Origin of the sequence: Achromobacter sp. 2789STDY5608615 (genome assembly GCF_001298995.1) — a bacterium.
Taxonomy (GTDB): domain Bacteria; phylum Pseudomonadota; class Gammaproteobacteria; order Burkholderiales; family Burkholderiaceae_B; genus Achromobacter; species Achromobacter insuavis.
On sequence record NZ_CYTY01000024.1, the window covers coordinates 1 to 16,974 of the forward strand.

Genomic DNA, 16,974 nt, shown 5'->3' on the forward strand with positions numbered 1-16,974 from the left:
CCCCGGTCCCCTTGCCCCCCCGTGACCACCGTGCTCCCACCGACAGACACTCGGTTCGCCTCGACGTCGGCCCCGTCCGGCGTACTGAAGACATAGGCGGAACTGCCTGTCGCGCCCAGCCCGTCGACCTCTTCCAGCGAGTACGGATCTTCCTGGGCCGGCAGCCTGACGGTCTGCGCGCCGGTCGCGGCGATCGCGGAGGAAAAGTAGCCCGAAACCATCAAACCCGCGCAGAGGGCCGCGGTCGTCCTGTTCAAGCGAAACGGAATCCGTGACGTGGACAGCGTGCCGGTGGGTTTTTTCTTCAATGCCACGCATGTCGCGCTCGGCTCGGGCGAATGGGATATCTTCATGATTGCCTACGCAGACGTCGGCCACCGTCATCGCGACGGCGCTCGACGAAACTCCTTCGGAAATGAATGGACATACGCGCTGCCTGCGGGCAAGCGCGATGAAAATTCTAGGTAGGCAACGAGGGGGAAAACCGAAGGCAGGCAGCAGTCACTTATACGTCGGCGAACAACGCCGGCATATCCGTGCTTCGGTATAGCGCGCCGCCTCTTGCGTCAAAATGCGAGACAGCCGCAAAGCGGACACTTTTCCTCGACACGGCGGCAGCGATGATTCCGGGCGTCGCCCGATCCCGCATTTTTTCGAGCGCAAAAAAACCCGGCGCCGTGAGGCGCCGGGTTGGATGATTGCAGGCGCCCGCATTGGGCGCCATCGCCATGTTTACTGCAGCAGGCTGCGCAGCATCCAGGCGTTCTTTTCGTGCACGTCCAGGCGCTGCGTCAGCAGATCGGCGGTGGGCTGGTCGTTGGCGGCGTCGGCCTTCTCGAAGGCGGCGCGGGCGGTCTTGGCGACCGATTCATTGGCGTTGACCAGCAGGCGCACCATTTCCAGCGCTTCCGGCACCGAGTCCGGCTCGGCGATGGACGACAGCTTGCCGTACTCGCGGTACGTGCCCGGCGCATAGTGGCCCAGCGCGCGGATGCGCTCGGCGATGCTGTCCAGCGCGTTCCACGACTCGGTGTACTGGGTCATGAACATCAGGTGCAGCGTATTGAACATGGGCCCCGTGACGTTCCAGTGGAAGTTGTGCGTCATCAGGTACAAGGTGTACGAATCGGCCAGCAGCTTGGACAGCTCGCCGGCGACGGCGGCACGGTCCTTGTCAGAGATGCCGATGTTGATGCGCGGAACGCTGGGGGTCTTCTTGGAGGACTTTGCCATTGCTAGCTCCCTGTTGGGGTTGGTAGACAAAACTAGGATAACACCGCGACTGCGACAATCCGGTGCGGGAACAGACCGGCGCGCCGCGGCTTGATCGTGCGCAAATGCGCCCGCAATTTCAATCCTGTACGGCCGCGGCTTCGTCCGACAACATCCGCACGCCGGGCAGTTCGCATTCGTACACCGCCTGGGCCAGCGCCTCGATCGCCGCCAGTCGCGGGAAGCTGCGGCGCCAGGCCAGCACCACGCGGCGCTCGGGCACGTGGCCCTCGAACGGCAGGTAGCGCAGCAGGCTGTTGGATGGCGGCTGCTCCGGCACCGCCGTCACCGGCAGCACCGTCACGCCGATGCCGGCCGCGACCATGTGGCGGATGGTCTCCAGCGACGAGCCCTCGAAGGTGCGCTGGATGCCGTCGCTGGCGGCCGAGAAGCGCGACAGCTCCGGACACACCTCCAGCACCTGGTCGCGGAAACAGTGGCCGCTGCCCAGCAGCAACATGGTCTGCTGCTTCAGGTCCTGCGCGTCGATCGATTCGCGCTGCGCCAGCTCGTGGTCCTGCGGCACCGCCACCACGAACGGCTCGTCGTACAGCGGCTGCATCACCAGCCCCGCTTCCGGCAGCGGCAGCGCCATGATGGCGCAGTCGATCTCGCCCTGGCGCAGCAGTTCCACCAGCCGCACGGTGAAGTTCTCCTGCAGCAGCAGCGGCATCTGCGGAGTGCGGCCGATCTGCACCGGCACCAGGCGCGGCAGCAGGTACGGGCCGATGGTGTGGATCACGCCGACCCGCAGCGGACCGGCCAGCGGGTCATGCCCCTGGCGCGCGATCTCCTTGATGCTGGCGCTTTCCTCCAGCACCTTCTGCGCCTGCGCGACGATGCGCTGGCCGATGGGCGTCACGCCCACTTCAGCCCCGCCCCGCTCGAACAGCGTCACGCCCAGCTCGTCCTCGAGCTTGCGGATCGCCACCGACAGCGTGGGCTGGCTGACGAAACAGGCCTCGGCCGCCCGGCCGAAATGGCGCTCGCGCGCCACCGCCACGATGCATTTCAGTTCGGTGAGAGTCATGGTGGACTACGCCCCCGGGAGTTGAGCGCGCGCCCGGCGGGCGGCGCTGGAAAATGGGAAGGTCATGGTGGCATTCATCCGCTGGGTCGATGCGCCCTAGGTGCGCAGGAAGTCTTCCCGGCCCCGCATCCAGCGGGCCAGGTGCGCCTCGACGGCGGCGGGATGTTCGGCGCGCAGCCAGACCGCGGCATCGCGCGCCTGTTCGGCGATTTCGGCGTCGGTCTCCAGATCGGCGAAACGCAGCAGCGCCATGCCGGACTGGCGCGTGCCCAGGAATTCGCCCGGACCGCGCAGCTCCAGGTCGCGGCGCGCGATCTCGAAGCCATCGGAGGTTTCGAACATGGCGCGCAGGCGTTCGCGCGCCACCTGCGACAGCGGCGTCTGGTAGATCAGGACGCAGACGGACTCGGCGGTGCCGCGCCCCACCCGGCCGCGCAGCTGGTGCAGCTGCGCCAGGCCGAAGCGCTCGGCGTGCTCGATCACCATCATCGAGGCATTGGGTACGTCCACCCCGACCTCGATCACGGTGGTCGCCACCAGCAGGTCGATCTCGCCTTCGCGGAAGGCCTGCATCACGGCGGCCTTCTCGGCCTGCGGCAGGCGGCCGTGCACCAGGCCGATGCGCAGGTCCGGCAGGTCGGCGCGCATGCCCTCGTAGGTGTCGACCGCGGTCTGCAACTCGAGGGCTTCGCTTTCCTCGACCAGCGGACAGACCCAATAGGCCTGCCGGCCGCCGCGCGCGCCCTGCGCGATGTGGGCGATGACTTCCTCGCGGCGCGCGTCCGACACCAGCTTGGTCAGCACCGGCGTGCGGCCCGGCGGCAGTTCGTCGATCACCGACACGTCCAGGTCGGCGAAGAAGGTCATGGCCAGCGTGCGCGGAATCGGCGTCGCGCTCATGTTGAGCTGGTGCGGCACGATGCGGCCGCGCACCGTCTCGCCCTTGCGCGTCAGCGCCAGGCGCTGGCCGACGCCGAAGCGGTGCTGCTCGTCGACGATCGACAGCCCCAGCCGGTGGAATTCGACATGGTCCTGGATCAGGGCCTGGGTGCCCACCACCAATTGCACGCTGCCGTCCGCCGCCGCGGCGGCGGCCTCGCGGCGCGCCTTGGCCGTCAGGCTGCCGCTGAGCCAGGCGACATTCACGCCCAGCGGCTGCAGCCACGACACCAGTTTGCGGAAATGCTGTTCCGCCAGGATTTCGGTGGGCGCCATCAGCGCCACCTGCGCGCCCCCGGCGATGGCCTGGGCCGCGGCAATCGCGGCGACCACGGTCTTGCCGCTGCCGACGTCGCCCTGCAACAGGCGATGCATCGGATACGGCCGCGCCAGGTCGGCCGAGATCTCGGCCACCACCCGCTGCTGCGCGCCGGTCAGCTTGAACGGCAGCGCCTGATACAGCCGGTCCACCAGGCCGCCGGCCTCGTCGCGCACCGGCAGCGCCTCGGCTTCCTTGACGCGGCGCGCGGCGCGCGCGGCGGCCAGCGACAGCTGCTGGGCCAGCAATTCATCGAACTTGATGCGGCGCCAGGCCGGATGCACGCGCTCCAGCAGGGCCGCCTCGGATTCGCCCTGGGCCGGCGTGTGCAAGGCGCGGATCGCCGGCTCGAACGGCGACAGCTCGTAGCGCGCCAGCGCCTGCGGCGGCAGGGTATCGGACAGGTCGGCGCGGTCCAGCGCCTGCGCGATGGCGCGCCGCAGCGTCAGCTGCGGCAGGCCTTCGGTGGTGGGATAGACGGGCGTCAGCGCCGTGGGCAGCGGCGCGTCGGCGTTGGTCATGCGCGGATGCACCATCTCGCGCCCGAACAGGCCGCCGCGCACCTCGCCGCGCGCGCGCAGCCGCTTGCCGACGGTGACCTGCTTCTGCTGGCTGGGGTAGAAATTCAGCCAGCGCAATTGCAGTTCGCCGCTGTCATCGGCCAGCGTCGCGGTCAGTTGGCGCCGCGGCCGGTACAGCACTTCGGATTTGGTGATCTCGCCTTCGACCTGGCCGGCAAAGCCGGGCCGCAACTGGCTGATCGGAATGACCCGGGTCTCGTCCTCGTAGCGCAGCGGCAGGTGCAGCACGAAGTCCTCGGGCAGCACCAGGCCCAGGTTACGCAGCTTGCGCTCCGTATCCGTCATGGCTTTGCCGGCGCCTTTGGGTTCGGCGCCGGATCGCTTGGTTGCCACGGCCGCGGCCGGCATATGGGGGGAAACCTCTGGAAAAACGCGCGTGGGCGGCGTTTACAGGACCAGGATGGCCTCGACCTCGAACTGCGCGCCCTTGGGCAGGCTGGCCACGCCGACCGTGGAACGGGCCGGGAACGGCTGCGGAATCAACTCGGCCATGATGGCGTTGGCGGCGGTGAACTTGCCCAGGTCGGTCAGGAACAGCGTCAGCTTGACCACCTTGTCCAGCGTGCCGCCGGCGGCTTCGACCACCGCCGTCATGTTGGCGAAGGCCTGGCGCACCTGCGCATCGAAATTCTCGGAGACCAGGTCGCCGGTGCCCGGCTCCAGGCCGATCTGGCCCGACAGGTAGACGGTCTTGGTGCCGCTGACGGCAACCGCTTGCGAGTAAGGGCCAACGGCGGCGGGCGCGGCGTCGGTGTGGATGATTTGCTTGCTCATGGGCGGAATCCTTCTGGTGACGGATAGCTACAACTATCGGATTTTAATCGGCAATAGGGTTTTGCGAAAGGCTCATGCGAACCAGCCCGCGAACCAACCCAGGCTTTCCATGTTACCCACTCTTCACGACGCGCAAATGCAATCCGTCATCGGAACGCCGCGCCGATCTCCGCCCGGCTGGCCCACAGCAGGTCGTACAGCGCCTGTGCCGCCAGCGGCAGGCTGCGCCCCTGGCGCCAGACCAGGTACAGGGGCCGCAGCAACGCCTTGCCCGCCAGCGGCACGATGCGCAGGTCGGCGCCGCCGAAATGGAACAGCGTCATCGCCGGCACCACCGCCACGCCCAGACCGGCGCGCACCAGCCCGGTAACCGTGGCCAGGTGCTCGACCTCGAACACGGGCGGCGGCGCCTCGGCGCCGAAGGCCGCGTCCAGGTGCTTGCGCACGCTGCTATTGCGCGCCAGCTGGATCACCGCGTGGCGGGCCACGTCGCGCAGCCGCACGCGCGCCATCGCCGCCAGCGGATGGTCGGCGCGGCACACCAGGAAATAGCGGTCGGCGTGCAGGAATTCGCTGTCCAGGTCGCTCATGTCCGGCCGCCGCGACGCCACCGCGAAGTCCACCTGGCCGTCGCGCACCATGTCCAGGCAGGGATCGAGCAAGGCGTCGCGCAGGTCCACCGCGATGCCCGGATGCTGCTCGCGGAACCGCGCCAGCAGCGGCGGCAGCCAGCCCGCCGCCAGCGACGGCAGCGCCGCCAGCGCCACCCGGCCGCGCCGGCGGGCGGCGTGGTCGCGCAGGTCCTCCATCACCAGGTCCATGTCGGCCAGCAGGCGCCGCGCCGACGCGTCCAGCACCCGGCCTTCGGCGGTCAACTCGACGTTGCGGGTATTGCGGTCGAACAGCCGCAGGCCGGCGCTCTCCTCCAGCTGGCGGATCAGTGCGCTGAAGGCCGGCTGCGTCAGGTGGCAGCGCTGCGCGGCGCGGGTGAAGTGGCGTTCGTCGGCCAGGGCCACGAAAGCGCGCAATTGCCGGGCGGATAGATTCATGGCTTTTCTGGATTAATTGATCCGATATTTCTATTTTACTGATGAGCGAGCGCTGCCTATAGTGGCTCCGGATTCCCTTACGCGCCCTGCCTGGACCCTTATGCCTTCCTCTCCCCTGCTCATCGGCTGCGCCTCCGGCTTTTCCGGCGACCGCAGCGACGGCGCCGCCGCCGTGGTGCGCACGCTGGCCGCCCGGGGCGGCGGCACGCTGATCTTCGAAACGCTGGCCGAACGCACCCTGGCGCTGGCGCAACTGGCGCGCAACGACGACCCGCGCCGCGGCTACGAGCCGCTGCTCGACGAACTGGTGGCGCCGGTCCTGGCCGACTGCCTGCGCCACGGCATCGCCATCGTCAGCAACTTCGGCGCCGCCAACCCGGTCGGCGCCGCCCGCCGCATCGCCGAACTGGCCGCGCAGCAAGGCCTGCCCGCGCCGCGCATCGCCGTGATCCATGGCGACGCGCTCGACGCGCCGGCCCAGCGCGAGCTGCTGCGACAACGCCTGGGCGCGGCGCTGGATGGCGTCGATGTGGTCAGCGCCACCGCCTACCTGGGCGCCACCGAGATCGCCGAGGCGCTGGCCGCCGGCGCGCAGATCGTCGTTGCCGGCCGCGTCGCCGACCCGTCGCTGACGCTGGGTCCGGCGCTGGCGCATTTCGGTTGGAATCGGGACGACTGGGCCCGGCTGGGTCGCGCCACCATGGCCGGCCACATGCTCGAATGCGGCCTGCAGGTCACCGGCGGCTACTTCTGCGTGCCCGGCCTGAAGGAAGTGCCCGACGTGCACGCCGCCGGCTTTCCCATCGCCGAGATCGACGCCGACGGCGAATTCGTCATCGGCAAGGCCGCCGACACCGGCGGCATGGTGGACGCCCGCACGGTCAAGGAACAACTGCTGTACGAAGTGCACGACCCCGCCCGCTACCTGACGCCCGACGTGATCGCCGACCTGAGCCAGGCCCGGGTCGAGGATCTGGGCGGCGACCGCGTCGCGGTGCGCGGCATCACCGGCCATGCCCGCCCCGCCGAACTGAAGGTCAACGTCTGCTATCGCGGCGGCTGGCTGGCCGAGGCCGAGATTTCCTACGCCGGCGTGCAGGCCGAGGCGCGCGCCCGCCTGGCCGCCGACATCGTGCAAAAGCGCCTCGGCTCGGCGCTGCGCCTGCGCGCCGACCTGATCGGCGCCCTCAGCATCCTCGACGACGACGCCGGCGCCCTGCGCCAGGGCCGCCCCGACGGCCACGCCCGCGACGTGCGGCTGCGGATCGCCGGCGAGCACGCCGACCGCGCCGTGGCCGAGCGCGTGCTGCGCGAAGTCACCGCGCTCTACACCTGCGGCCCGGCCGGCGGCGGCGGCGTGCGCACCGCGCTGCGCCCGCGCCTGAACATGGTGTCCTGCACCATCCCCCGCGACGCCGTCCACAGCGGCTGGCGCTTCCTGGACGAGATCCCGCAATGAACACCCCGTCGATAGCCGTCCCCCTGTACCGCCTGGGCCACAGCCGCTCCGGCGACAAGGGCGACACCTCCAATCTCAGCCTGATCGCCTGGGACCCCGAATGCTACGAGGCGCTGGCCGCGCAGGTCACCGAGGCGCGCGTGGCCGCCTGGTTCGCCTACCGCCAGCCGGCCCGCGTCACCCGCTACCTGCTGCCGACCCTGCACGCCATGAACTTCGTGCTCGAAGGCGTGCTGGACGGCGGCGTCAACGACGCCCTCAACCTGGACGCGCACGGCAAGAGCCTGTCCTTCCGCTTGCTGGACATGACGGTCCAGGTCAGCCCCGCGCTGGCCGCCCGTCTGCCCGACATTCCGGGCGACCACCCCGCCCCCGCCTGACCCCGCAGCCCCCCACGACAACAACACACACAACACACGACAGGAGACACACCATGCGCTTTACCCTCAAGGGCCGGCTGGCCCTGCTGCTGGCGGCCTTGCCGCTGACCGCCCTGGCCCAGGGCGGCACGGCCGGCGCCTTTCCGGCCAAGCCGATCACCTTCATCGTGCCGTTCGCCGCCGGCAGCGCCACCGACCAGATCGGCCGCGCCATCGGCCAGGGCGTCACCGAGCAGACCGGCCAGGCCGTGGTGATCGAGAACAAGCCCGGCGCCAGCGCCATGATCGGCGCCGCCACCGCGGCCCGAGCCGCCCCCGACGGCTACACGGTGCTGATCACCACCAACACCACCCACGCCGCCAACGAACACCTGTACAAGACGCTGACCTACCACCCGGTCAAGGACTACGCGCCGATCTCGCTGCTCGGCAAGGGCGGCCAGATCATGGTGGTCAACCCCAATTCGACCGCCAAGTCGGTCGGCGACTTCCTGGCGCAGGCGCGCCAGTCGCCCGGTAAGCTGAGTTTTGGCAGCGGCAGCTCCAGCAGCCGCATTGCCGGCGAGCTGCTGCAGCAGATGGCCGGGGTGCAGCTGCTGCACGTGCCCTACAAGAGCAACCCGCTGGCCGTCACTGACCTGCTCGGCGGCCAGATCGACATGATGATCACCGACACCGCCACCGGCCTGCCGCAGGTCAAGTCGGGCAAGCTGCGCGCGCTGGGCGTCACCGGGCTGACCCGCTCGCCGCTGGCGCCGGACGTGCCCACCATCGCCGAGTCCGGCGTGCCGGGCTACGAGATGGGCTACTGGTTCGCGGCCTATGCGCCGGCCGGCACGCCGCCCGACGTGGTCAAGCGCTTGAACGAGCTGCTGGTCAAGGCCACGCAGAGCGCGCCGGCCAAGCAGTTCTACGCCCAGACCGGCACCGACCCGGCCAGCTCCACGCCGGACGAACTGGCGCAGTTCCAGCAAGCCGAGTCGAAGAAGTGGGGCGACATCATCAAGAAGGCCGGCATCCAGCCGGAATGAGGCCCACCCGCTCAACGCGCTGACGCCAGAAACAAAAAGCCCCGTCGCATGCGTGACGGGGCTTTTTGCTGGCGCGGGTGAACCGCGATTTATTTGTCGACGAAGGCGCGCTCGACCACGTAGTCGCCCGGCTGGCCCACGCCCGGCGACACCACGAAGCCGCGCTTGTCCAGCATGGCGCTGATGTCGGCCAGCATGTGCGGGCTGCCGCAGATCATGGCGCGATCGGTTTCGGGGTTGATCTGGGGAATGCCGATGTCGGCGCACAGCTTGCCGTTTTCCATCAGCTCGGTGATGCGGCCCTGGTTGCGGAACGGCTCGCGCGTGACGGTCGGGTAGTAAACCAGCTTGTCGCGCACCACGTCGCCGAAGAACTCGTTGTTCGGCAGCTCGTTTTCGATGAAGTCGGCGTAGGCAAGTTCGCTGACCCAGCGCACGCCGTGCACCAGGATGACCTTGTCGAAACGTTCGTAGACGTCCGGGTCCTTGATGATGCTCATGAAGGGCGCCAGGCCGGTGCCCGTGCCGAACAGGAACAGGTGCTTGCCCGGCTTGAGATCGTCGACCACCAGGGTGCCGACCGGCTTGCGGCTGACCAGGATGGTGTCGCCTTCCTTCAGGTGTTGCAGGCGCGAGGTCAGCGGACCGTTCTGCACCTTGATGCTGAGGAATTCGAGGTTTTCTTCGTAGTTGGCGCTGGCGATGCTGTAGGCCCGCAGCAGCGGCTTGCCTTCGACTTCCAGGCCGATCATGACGAAGTGGCCGTTGTGGAACCGCAGGGCCGCGTCACGCGTGGTGGTGAAGGAGAACAGGGTGTCGTTCCAGTGGTGCACGCTCAGTACACGCTCGGTATTGAAAGCAGCCATGTCGTATCTAGTAAGCGCGGAACAAAGGACATCATGCCCAACCTGCCCCGCTGGGGTTCGCCGCGGCGCACAAAAGACGCGCCCGGTATTAGGGTTGTCCCTATTCTACAGGGACTTGATGATAATTGCTCTCATTATTCCGTAATACGCTTATGCCGTATTGATGGGGATCAAGGGTCTTAGCGTCAGTCTTACATCTAGTTGAACACGATAAAACTTCCTGTTATCGTGCCGCTCTGACTTGATAATCATTTTCGTTAGCAGACCGCTTTGAGCGGCGGCGGCGTTTACGCGCCGGCCGCCGCAACCCTTGCCGGAGTTCCCGTTATGTCCATGCGTCCCCAAATGACCACCCTGCTGCGCGCCCTGGCCCTGGCCGGCGCCGCCGCCTTCGCCGTCCCGGCCCACGCGGCCGAGGAAGTCAGCCTCTACACCACCCGGGAACCGAAGCTGATCCAGCCGCTGCTGGACGCCTTCACCAAGGAAAGCGGCATCAAGGTCAACACCGTCTTCGTCAAGGACGGCCTGCTCGAGCGCGTCAAGGCCGAAGGCGCCAAGTCGCCCGCCGACGTGCTGATGACCGTCGACATCGGCAACCTGCTGGACCTGGTGGACGGCGGCGTGACGCAGTCGGTCAAGTCGGCCACGCTGGAATCGGTCATCCCCGCCAACCTGCGCGGCGCCGATGGCAAGTGGTACGCCCTGTCGCTGCGCGACCGCGTGCTGTACGTCGAAAAGGACCTGAAGCTGGAATCCTTCCGCTACGAAGACCTGGCCGACCCGAAATGGAAGGGCAAGGTCTGCATCCGCTCGGGCCAGCACCCCTACAACACCGCCATGGTCGCCTCCATGATCGCCCATGACGGCGCCGAGGCCACCGAGAAGTGGCTGCGCGGCGTCAAGGCCAACCTGGCCCGCAAGGCCGCCGGCGGCGACCGCGACGTGGCCCGCGACATCCTGGGCGGCATCTGCGACATCGGCCTGGCCAACGCCTATTACGTCGGCCACATGAAGAACGCCGAAGCCGGCACCGACGCCCGCAAATGGGGCGACGCCATCAAGGTGATCCGCCCGACCTTCGCCAACGAGAAGAGCGGCGGCACCCACGTGAACGTCAGCGGCGCCGCCGTGGCCGCCCACGCGCCCAACAAGGCCAACGCCATCAAGCTGCTGGACTACCTGGTCTCCGAGCCGGCCCAGGCGCTGTACGCGCAGGCCAACTACGAGTACCCGGTGCGCAAGGGCGTCAAGCTCGACCCGGTCATCGCCAGCTTCGGCGAACTGAAGGTCGATCCCCTGCCCCTGACCGAGATCGCCAAGTACCGCAAGCAAGCCAGCGAGCTGGTGGACAAGGTCGGTTTCGACAACTAAAACGCGGCCAGGCGGCGCCCGCCGGCGCCGCCTCGCGGCACTCAGGCCTGCCCCCGCTCGCCCGGAACCCCCCGGGACGGGCGGCGGCAGGCCTTGACGCTACTATAGGCGCCGCCCGCGTGGCGCCTTTCCCGCAGCAACCCTTGTGAAGCATGCATACAGATTCCCTGCCCCGGCCGCTGCGTTTGCGCTGGGCTGAACGCGGCGCCGGCTGGCTGGCTGGCGCCTCCCTCATCGGCCTGGCGGTGCTGGCGCCGGTGCTGACCCTGGTCTGGTGGGCCCTGGGCGGCGACCTGTCGCACTGGCGCCATCTGGCCACCTACGTGCTGCCGCAGGCGCTGGCCAACACCGCCGCGCTGCTAGCCGGCGTCGGCGTGCTGGTGACGCTGCTGGGGACCGGCTCGGCCTGGCTGGTGACGGCCTACGAATTCCCCTCGCGGCGCGCCCTGACCTGGGCGCTGCTGCTGCCGCTGGCGGTGCCGACCTACATCATCGCCTTCGCCTATCTCGACCTGCTGCACCCGATCGGCCCGATCCAGAGCGCCATCCGCGCGCTGCTGGGCTATGACAGCCCGCGCCAGTTCCGGCTGCCGGACCTGCGCTCGATCTACGGCGCGATCTTCGTGCTGGGCTTCGTGCTCTACCCCTACGTCTATCTCAGCACCCGCGTCATGTTCATGACGCAGGCCGCCAGCCTGCTGGAAGCGGCGCGCACGCTGGGCGCGGGCCGCTACGGCGTGTTCTTCCGCGTGGCGCTGCCGCTGGCGCGCCCGGCCATCGTGGTCGGCGTCAGCCTGGCGCTGCTGGAAACCCTGAACGACATCGGCGCCTCGGAATTCCTGGGCGTGCAGACGCTGACCGTGTCGGTCTACACCACCTGGGTCACGCGCTCGGACCTGGCCGGCGCGGCGCAGATCGCGCTGACCATGCTGGCCATCGTGATCGGCCTGATCCTGCTGGAGCGCCATGGCCGCAAGCGCCAGCGCTACGCCAACACGCAACGCATGCGGCCGATGCAGCCGCGCCGGCTGCGCGGCGCGGCCGCCGCGCTGGCGGCGGTGCTGGGCTGGATCCCGGTGCTGATCGGCTTCATCGCCCCGGCGCTGTACCTGGTCGTCGAGACCTACAAGCGCCTGCACATGGTGGGCGGCGTCTCCCGCCAACTGCTCAACGGCTTGAGCAACACGCTGATCGTGGCGTTCAGCGCCACCCTCGTGACGCTGGTCTGCGGCCTGATCGTGGCCTGGGCCGGACGCACCCTGCGCGAGAGCGCCGGCTTCAACCCGGGCCGCGCCTGCGCCCGCGTCGCCAGCCTGGGCTACGCCGCGCCCGGCACCGTGCTGGCCATCGGCCTGCTGACGCCGTTCGTCTGGATCGACACCGCCGTGGCCAAGGTCTTCGGCGGCAGCGGTCTGTTCCTGATGGGCTCGATGGCGGCGCTGGTGTGCGCCTACGCCATCCGCTTCCTGGCCATTTCCACCGGCGCGCTCGAGGCCGGCCTGGCGCGCATCCCGCCGTCGCTGGAGCAGGCCTCGCGCCTGCTGGGCGAAAGCTCGGCCGGCACCCTGCGCCGCGTCCACCTGCCGCTGCTGCGCCCGGCGCTGGCGGCCAGCGCGCTGCTGGTGTTCGTGGACGCCATGAAGGAACTGCCGGCCACGCTGCTGCTGCGGCCCATGAATTTCGACACGCTCGCCACCTGGCTCTATGCCGAAGCGGCCCGCGGCACCTACGAGGAAGGCGCGGTCGCCGCGCTCGCGATCGTGCTGGCCGGCCTGCTGCCCGTCATCCTGCTGGCCCGCACCAATCTGAAAATGGGACATTGAACATCGTGCCCGATCTGCTCGAACTCGATCATCTTTCGCTGGCGCACGACACGCCCAAGGGCCTGCGCCCCGTGGTGCAGGACCTGACGCTGGGCCTGCCGGCCGGCCACATCGGCTGCCTGCTGGGCGAATCCGGCTGCGGCAAGACCACCGTGCTGCGCGCCATCGCCGGCTTCGAGCCGGTACGCGCCGGCCGCATCCTGCTGGACGGCACGGTCATCTCCTCGCCCACCGAACAGGTTGCCCCGGAAAAGCGCCGCGTCGGCATGATGTTCCAGGACTACGCGCTGTTCCCGCACCTGTCGGTGGCGCAGAACGTGGCCTTCGGCCTGCGCCGCCTGGAGCGCGCCGAACGCGCGCGCCGGGTCGAGGAAATGCTGACCCTGGTCGGCCTGGTGCACGTCGCCAACAGCTATCCGCACGAAATCTCCGGCGGCCAGCAGCAGCGCGTGGCCCTGGCCCGGGCCCTGGCGCCCTCGCCCGACCTGCTGCTGCTCGACGAACCGTTTTCCAATCTGGACGTGGGCACGCGCGAACGCCTCGCCTTCGAGGTGCGCGAGATCCTCAAGACCACCGGCCACACCGCCATCCTGGTGACGCACAACCAGGCCGAGGCCTTCGCCATCGCCGACCGCATCGGCGTGATGGCGGCCGGGCGCATCGCGCAGTGGGACACGCCCTACAACCTGCACCACCACCCGGCCGACGACTTCGTGCGCGACTTCATCCGGCGCGAAGCGCTGGCCGAGCAGCGCGAACAGGTGTTCGAGCGCGGCCGCTGATCCACGGACCGCGCGGCGCTCAGTCGGCCGACAGCTTGACCTTCTGCGACAGCGCCTTGAACGACTCGTACTGGCTGCGGGTCAGGCGCTCGACTTCGGCGGGCGTCGAGCCATAGGGCATGAAACCGGCCTGCTCCAGCTTGTCCTTGACGTCCGGCATCGCCAGCGCCGCCTGGAAGGCTTCGCTCAGCGCGGCCGTGATTTCCGGCGGCAGCTTGGCCGGGCCATAGACCGCGAACCACGGATCCACCGCCGCCCCGCCATAGCCCAGCTCGGCCAGCGTCGGCACGTCCGGCAAGGCCGGCGCGCGCTTGCTGCCGGTGACCGCCAGCGCATGGACCTTGCCCGACTTGATGTGCGGCAGCGAGGCCGGCAGGTTGTCGAACATGATCGGCAGGTGGCCGCCCAGCAGGTCGTTCAGCGCCTGCGCGCTGCCCTTGTAGGGGATGTGCTGCATGCCGGCGCCGGTGAGCTGGTCGAACATGACGCCGGCCAGGTGCATCGAGGTGCCGGTGCCGGGCGTGCCGAAGGCGGTGCCGGCGTGCTGCTTGGCATAGGCCACCAGGTCCTTGACGCTGTCGACCTTGAGCGACGGGCCGGTTTCCAGCACCACCGAGGACGCGCCCAGCATGCTGATGCCGGTGAAGTCCTTGGTCGGATCGAACGGCATCGACGGGTAGACGAAGGGGTTCAGCGCGTTGGTGGAGATGGCGCCGAAGCCGATGGTGTAGCCGTCCGGCGCGGCCTTGGCCACGGCGTCCATGCCGATGTTGCCGCCGGCGCCCGGACGGTTCTCGACGATGACCGGCTGGCCCAGCTTCTCGGCGACCTTCGCGCCGGCCGTGCGCGCCACCAGGTCGGTGGTGCCACCGGCGGTGTACGGCACGATGAACACGATGGGCTTGGCCGGATAGCCGGCGGCCTGCGCCGCGGCGGCGCCATGGACCAGCGCCAGCGCGGCCAGGCCGCGCAGCGCGTTCAGGGTAAAGCGTTGCATGATGTCTCCATCCCGATTGTTATCACGTTAGGGATGCGCATCATACTGTGTGGCGCAATTCAGACGCCATGAAGAACGAAATCGCAGTTCTTCGCACGTGCGCCGATCAATCCGCCGCGATCGGTGATACAGTGCGGACTTCCCGGCAAGCGGCGCCTTGATTGCGTCGCGGCTTCGCCGGCCCCGAGGCGCCGCGCCCGATGCGGCGCCCTACCCCCACACACCGTACTGCACAGGAGGAAAGCACCATGCAACAACAGACTTCCCCCGTTGCAGGCCGCGTCTAGCACGTTCGAATTTCCTTGCCGCATTCCTGGCGGCAGACCATTCGCATTGCCTTGGCCCGGACCTGCCTGACAGGGTCTCTCATCCGTACCGCATCCACACGGCCGCGGCCGCTGTGAACGCCTCGCCATTGGTCGCTTGCGCCCGCCGCGCTTTCGCGGCGGGTCTTGGCGCGACCTGGAGCGCGCGAGCGCAATGAGAGCAAGCCCTCCTCATGACCTGATCTGGAATTTCCATGGGCAATTGCATTCAAGCACTGTCCGAGCGCGTCACATTGATCGCCTCGGACGACACCTGGATCGAAGGCAACGCGATCCAACAACTCCATACCACCGCCAGGCTCGCCGGCATGCGCCACGTCGCGGGCATGCCGGACCTGCATCCCGGACGCGGCTATCCAGTGGGCGCCGCGTTCTTCTCGCTCGGCCGCCTGTATCCGGCCTTGATCGGCGGCGACATCGGCTGCGGCATGGCGCTCTGGTCGACTCATCTCGAAAGCCGCAAAGTCGCGCCGGACAAGCTCGACAAGCGGCTGCGCAACATCGACGAACCGCTGGACGACACTTGGCAGGCACTGGTGTCGGAACTGGCTCCCGCCGGCGTCGGCCATCGACAGGCACTGGGCACCATCGGCGGCGGCAACCACTTCGCCGAGCTGCAGTGCATCGACGAAATCCACGATGCGCAGGCATTGGCGGCCTTGCGCATCGACGAGAAAAAGCTGCTGCTGCTGGTTCACAGCGGTTCGCGGGGCCTGGGCCGCTCGATCCTGGAGGAACACGTCCGTCGCCATGGCCATGACGGCCTCGAGCAGGACAGCGCCGCATGCCGGGATTACCTGGCGCAACACGACGACGCGTTGCGATTCGCGCAAGCCAATCGCCACCTCATCGCGCGCCGCATGCTGGCACGCTGGGGCGTGGATGGCGAACAGGTATTGGACGTCGACCACAACCTGGTAACCCCCGCCGTCATCGCCGGAGAAGCGGGCTGGCTGCACCGCAAAGGCGCGACCCCGTCAGACGGCGGACCGGTCATCATCCCCGGTTCGCGCGGCGACTTCAGCTATCTGGTGGCGCCGATCGCCAGCGAGGCCAGCCTGTTCTCGCTGGCGCACGGCGCGGGCCGCAAGTGGATGCGCAGCGAGTGCAAGGACCGGCTGTTCAAGCGCTACAGTCCCGCGCAACTGAGCAAGACCCGGTTGGGCAGCCATGTCATCTGCCAGGACAAGCAACTGATCTATGAGGAAGCGCCGGAAGCGTACAAACCCGTGGACAGTATCATCGCCAGCCTGCAACAGGCGGGCCTGCTGACGGTGCTGGCCAGGCTGCGCCCGGTGTTGACCTACAAGACCCGGGGGGAGTGCTGCTGATGATGCTGCTACAGCTATCCGCGGCCCAGGGCCCCGATGAGTGCTGCCTGGCGGTCGCCAAGGCCCTTGCCTACCTGTTGCGCGAGGCCGAGGCTCGCGGCGTTGGCATCGATATCCTCGAACAGGAGACCGGCGCCAGGGCCGGCACTTACCGCTCGGTGCTGCTGGCCCTCGATGGTCCGGGCGCGGCCGGCCTGGCCGCGTGTTGGGAGGGATCGATCCAGTGGATCTGCCCCAGCCCCTATCGCCCTGGTCACCTGCGCAAAAACTGGTTTATCGGCGCTTTGCGTTGCGACCCGCCGGCCATCCGCCAGGACACGGAAATACGCTTCGAAACGACGCGCTCATCCGGGCCCGGCGGCCAGCACGTCAACAAGACGGAATCGGCGGTGCGCGCGACGCACGTGGCGACGGGCATCAGCGTGAAGGTGCAGTCCGAACGCAGCCAGCATGCCAACAAGCGCATCGCCGCACTGCTGATCGCGCATCAGCTGGCCCAACATGAGCAGGCCGCGCATGCCACGGAGCGGGCCCGGCGGCGCCAATTCCACCACGAGGTGGCACGGGGTGATCCCGCGCGCGTGTTCAAGGGAGAGGCGTTCCAGTTGTTGAAAGCCGGATAGACGACGAATCGACCGGAGCCG

The 16,974-nt window shown here is 68.5% G+C and carries 16 protein-coding genes; 8 read left to right on the forward strand and 8 right to left on the reverse strand.

Features of this window, described 5'->3' with window-relative positions; all coding sequences use genetic code 11:
* The 6 genes from AOZ49_RS32585 to AOZ49_RS20110 all read right to left on the reverse strand — a co-directional run.
* On the reverse strand, positions 1-353 hold a 353-nt coding region (locus AOZ49_RS32585; protein ID WP_156355689.1), incomplete at its 3' end, for a hypothetical protein.
* A 379-nt stretch (positions 354-732) separates the two neighbouring features.
* The gene (locus AOZ49_RS20090; RefSeq protein WP_006394798.1) at positions 733-1,233 is read right to left on the reverse strand and encodes a Dps family protein; all 501 of its coding nucleotides are present in this window, start codon (positions 1,231-1,233) and stop codon (positions 733-735) included.
* Between the two features lie 118 nt (positions 1,234-1,351).
* Positions 1,352-2,302 (reverse strand): LysR substrate-binding domain-containing protein, encoded by a 951-nt coding sequence (locus AOZ49_RS20095; RefSeq protein WP_054477353.1) that lies wholly within the window; start codon positions 2,300-2,302, stop codon positions 1,352-1,354.
* A 96-nt stretch (positions 2,303-2,398) separates the two neighbouring features.
* Positions 2,399-4,489 (reverse strand): ATP-dependent DNA helicase RecG, encoded by a 2,091-nt coding sequence (gene recG / locus AOZ49_RS20100; RefSeq protein WP_054431429.1) that lies wholly within the window; start codon positions 4,487-4,489, stop codon positions 2,399-2,401.
* A 39-nt stretch (positions 4,490-4,528) separates the two neighbouring features.
* Positions 4,529-4,915 carry a Rid family detoxifying hydrolase gene (locus AOZ49_RS20105; RefSeq protein WP_006394795.1) on the reverse strand — a complete coding sequence of 129 codons (387 nt, stop codon included), beginning with the start codon at positions 4,913-4,915 and terminating at the stop codon, positions 4,529-4,531.
* 146 nt (positions 4,916-5,061) lie between these two features.
* Positions 5,062-5,964: a LysR family transcriptional regulator gene (locus AOZ49_RS20110; RefSeq protein ID WP_054477356.1), complete on the reverse strand. Its 903-nt coding sequence runs from the start codon at positions 5,962-5,964 to the stop codon at positions 5,062-5,064.
* A gap of 100 nt (positions 5,965-6,064) precedes the next feature.
* Between AOZ49_RS20110 and AOZ49_RS20115 the strand changes: the two genes are divergently transcribed.
* Genes AOZ49_RS20115 through AOZ49_RS20125 form a run of 3 tightly spaced genes read left to right on the forward strand, consistent with a single transcriptional unit; the run spans position 6,065 to position 8,834 of the window.
* A complete protein-coding gene (locus AOZ49_RS20115) occupies positions 6,065-7,423 on the forward strand; it encodes an acyclic terpene utilization AtuA family protein (protein WP_054477358.1) in 1,359 nt (452 codons plus the stop codon).
* Positions 7,420-7,803: an AtuA-related protein gene (locus tag AOZ49_RS20120; protein WP_054477360.1), complete on the forward strand. Its 384-nt coding sequence runs from the start codon at positions 7,420-7,422 to the stop codon at positions 7,801-7,803. Before AOZ49_RS20115 ends, AOZ49_RS20120 begins: the two co-directional genes overlap by 4 nt.
* Before the next feature lie 53 nt (positions 7,804-7,856).
* Positions 7,857-8,834, forward strand: coding sequence for a Bug family tripartite tricarboxylate transporter substrate binding protein (locus AOZ49_RS20125; protein WP_054431425.1), 978 nt, complete (start codon positions 7,857-7,859; stop codon positions 8,832-8,834).
* A gap of 89 nt (positions 8,835-8,923) precedes the next feature.
* On the opposite strand, the gene AOZ49_RS20130 is transcribed toward AOZ49_RS20125, so the two are convergent.
* On the reverse strand, positions 8,924-9,700 hold the full coding sequence (locus AOZ49_RS20130) for a ferredoxin--NADP reductase (protein ID WP_054431424.1): 777 nt from the start codon (positions 9,698-9,700) through the stop codon (positions 8,924-8,926).
* 327 nt (positions 9,701-10,027) lie between these two features.
* Here AOZ49_RS20130 and AOZ49_RS20135 point away from each other — a divergent pair, with 327 nt between their 5' ends.
* The 3 genes from AOZ49_RS20135 to AOZ49_RS20145 all read left to right on the forward strand — a co-directional run bounded on the left by AOZ49_RS20135 (position 10,028) and on the right by AOZ49_RS20145 (position 13,676).
* Entirely contained in the window at positions 10,028-11,071 is a 1,044-nt protein-coding gene (locus AOZ49_RS20135; RefSeq protein ID WP_054431423.1) for a Fe(3+) ABC transporter substrate-binding protein, read from the forward strand.
* A gap of 152 nt (positions 11,072-11,223) precedes the next feature.
* Positions 11,224-12,894 carry an ABC transporter permease gene (locus AOZ49_RS20140; RefSeq protein WP_054477365.1) on the forward strand — a complete coding sequence of 557 codons (1,671 nt, stop codon included), beginning with the start codon at positions 11,224-11,226 and terminating at the stop codon, positions 12,892-12,894.
* 5 nt (positions 12,895-12,899) lie between these two features.
* Positions 12,900-13,676 (forward strand): ABC transporter ATP-binding protein, encoded by a 777-nt coding sequence (locus tag AOZ49_RS20145; RefSeq protein ID WP_054477427.1) that lies wholly within the window; start codon positions 12,900-12,902, stop codon positions 13,674-13,676.
* Positions 13,677-13,695: 19 nt separating this feature from the next.
* Here the strand turns inward: AOZ49_RS20145 and AOZ49_RS20150 are convergent, their stop codons facing one another.
* A complete protein-coding gene (locus AOZ49_RS20150; RefSeq protein WP_054477367.1) occupies positions 13,696-14,673 on the reverse strand; it encodes a Bug family tripartite tricarboxylate transporter substrate binding protein in 978 nt (325 codons plus the stop codon).
* A gap of 520 nt (positions 14,674-15,193) precedes the next feature.
* Here AOZ49_RS20150 and AOZ49_RS20155 point away from each other — a divergent pair.
* Together AOZ49_RS20155 and prfH are read left to right on the forward strand one after the other, a co-directional pair.
* Positions 15,194-16,330, forward strand: coding sequence for an RNA ligase RtcB family protein (locus tag AOZ49_RS20155; RefSeq protein WP_054477369.1), 1,137 nt, complete (start codon positions 15,194-15,196; stop codon positions 16,328-16,330).
* Complete coding sequence (gene prfH, locus AOZ49_RS20160; RefSeq protein ID WP_054477429.1) at positions 16,330-16,953, forward strand: peptide chain release factor H; 624 nt, start codon at positions 16,330-16,332, stop codon at positions 16,951-16,953. The genes AOZ49_RS20155 and prfH overlap by 1 nt, the downstream gene beginning before the upstream one ends.
* Positions 16,954-16,974: the final 21 nt, after the last annotated feature.

Excerpts from the sequence above, each read along its gene's own strand:
- AOZ49_RS20090 (WP_006394798.1), bottom strand. The coding sequence starts at position 1,233 with ATGGCAAAGTCCTCCAAGAAGACCCCCAGCGTTCCGCGCATCAACATC.
- AOZ49_RS20135 (WP_054431423.1), top strand. The coding sequence starts at position 10,028 with ATGTCCATGCGTCCCCAAATGACCACCCTGCTGCGCGCCCTGGCCCTG.
- AOZ49_RS20140 (WP_054477365.1), top strand. The coding sequence starts at position 11,224 with ATGCATACAGATTCCCTGCCCCGGCCGCTGCGTTTGCGCTGGGCTGAA.
- AOZ49_RS20095 (WP_054477353.1), bottom strand. The coding sequence starts at position 2,302 with ATGACTCTCACCGAACTGAAATGCATCGTGGCGGTGGCGCGCGAGCGC.
- AOZ49_RS20150 (WP_054477367.1), bottom strand. The coding sequence starts at position 14,673 with ATGCAACGCTTTACCCTGAACGCGCTGCGCGGCCTGGCCGCGCTGGCG.
- AOZ49_RS20110 (WP_054477356.1), bottom strand. The coding sequence starts at position 5,964 with ATGAATCTATCCGCCCGGCAATTGCGCGCTTTCGTGGCCCTGGCCGAC.
- AOZ49_RS20105 (WP_006394795.1), bottom strand. The coding sequence starts at position 4,915 with ATGAGCAAGCAAATCATCCACACCGACGCCGCGCCCGCCGCCGTTGGC.
- AOZ49_RS20120 (WP_054477360.1), top strand. The coding sequence starts at position 7,420 with ATGAACACCCCGTCGATAGCCGTCCCCCTGTACCGCCTGGGCCACAGC.
- recG (WP_054431429.1), bottom strand. The coding sequence starts at position 4,489 with ATGCCGGCCGCGGCCGTGGCAACCAAGCGATCCGGCGCCGAACCCAAA.
- AOZ49_RS20115 (WP_054477358.1), top strand. The coding sequence starts at position 6,065 with ATGCCTTCCTCTCCCCTGCTCATCGGCTGCGCCTCCGGCTTTTCCGGC.
- prfH (WP_054477429.1), top strand. The coding sequence starts at position 16,330 with ATGATGCTGCTACAGCTATCCGCGGCCCAGGGCCCCGATGAGTGCTGC.
- AOZ49_RS20155 (WP_054477369.1), top strand. The coding sequence starts at position 15,194 with ATGGGCAATTGCATTCAAGCACTGTCCGAGCGCGTCACATTGATCGCC.
- AOZ49_RS20130 (WP_054431424.1), bottom strand. The coding sequence starts at position 9,700 with ATGGCTGCTTTCAATACCGAGCGTGTACTGAGCGTGCACCACTGGAAC.
- AOZ49_RS20125 (WP_054431425.1), top strand. The coding sequence starts at position 7,857 with ATGCGCTTTACCCTCAAGGGCCGGCTGGCCCTGCTGCTGGCGGCCTTG.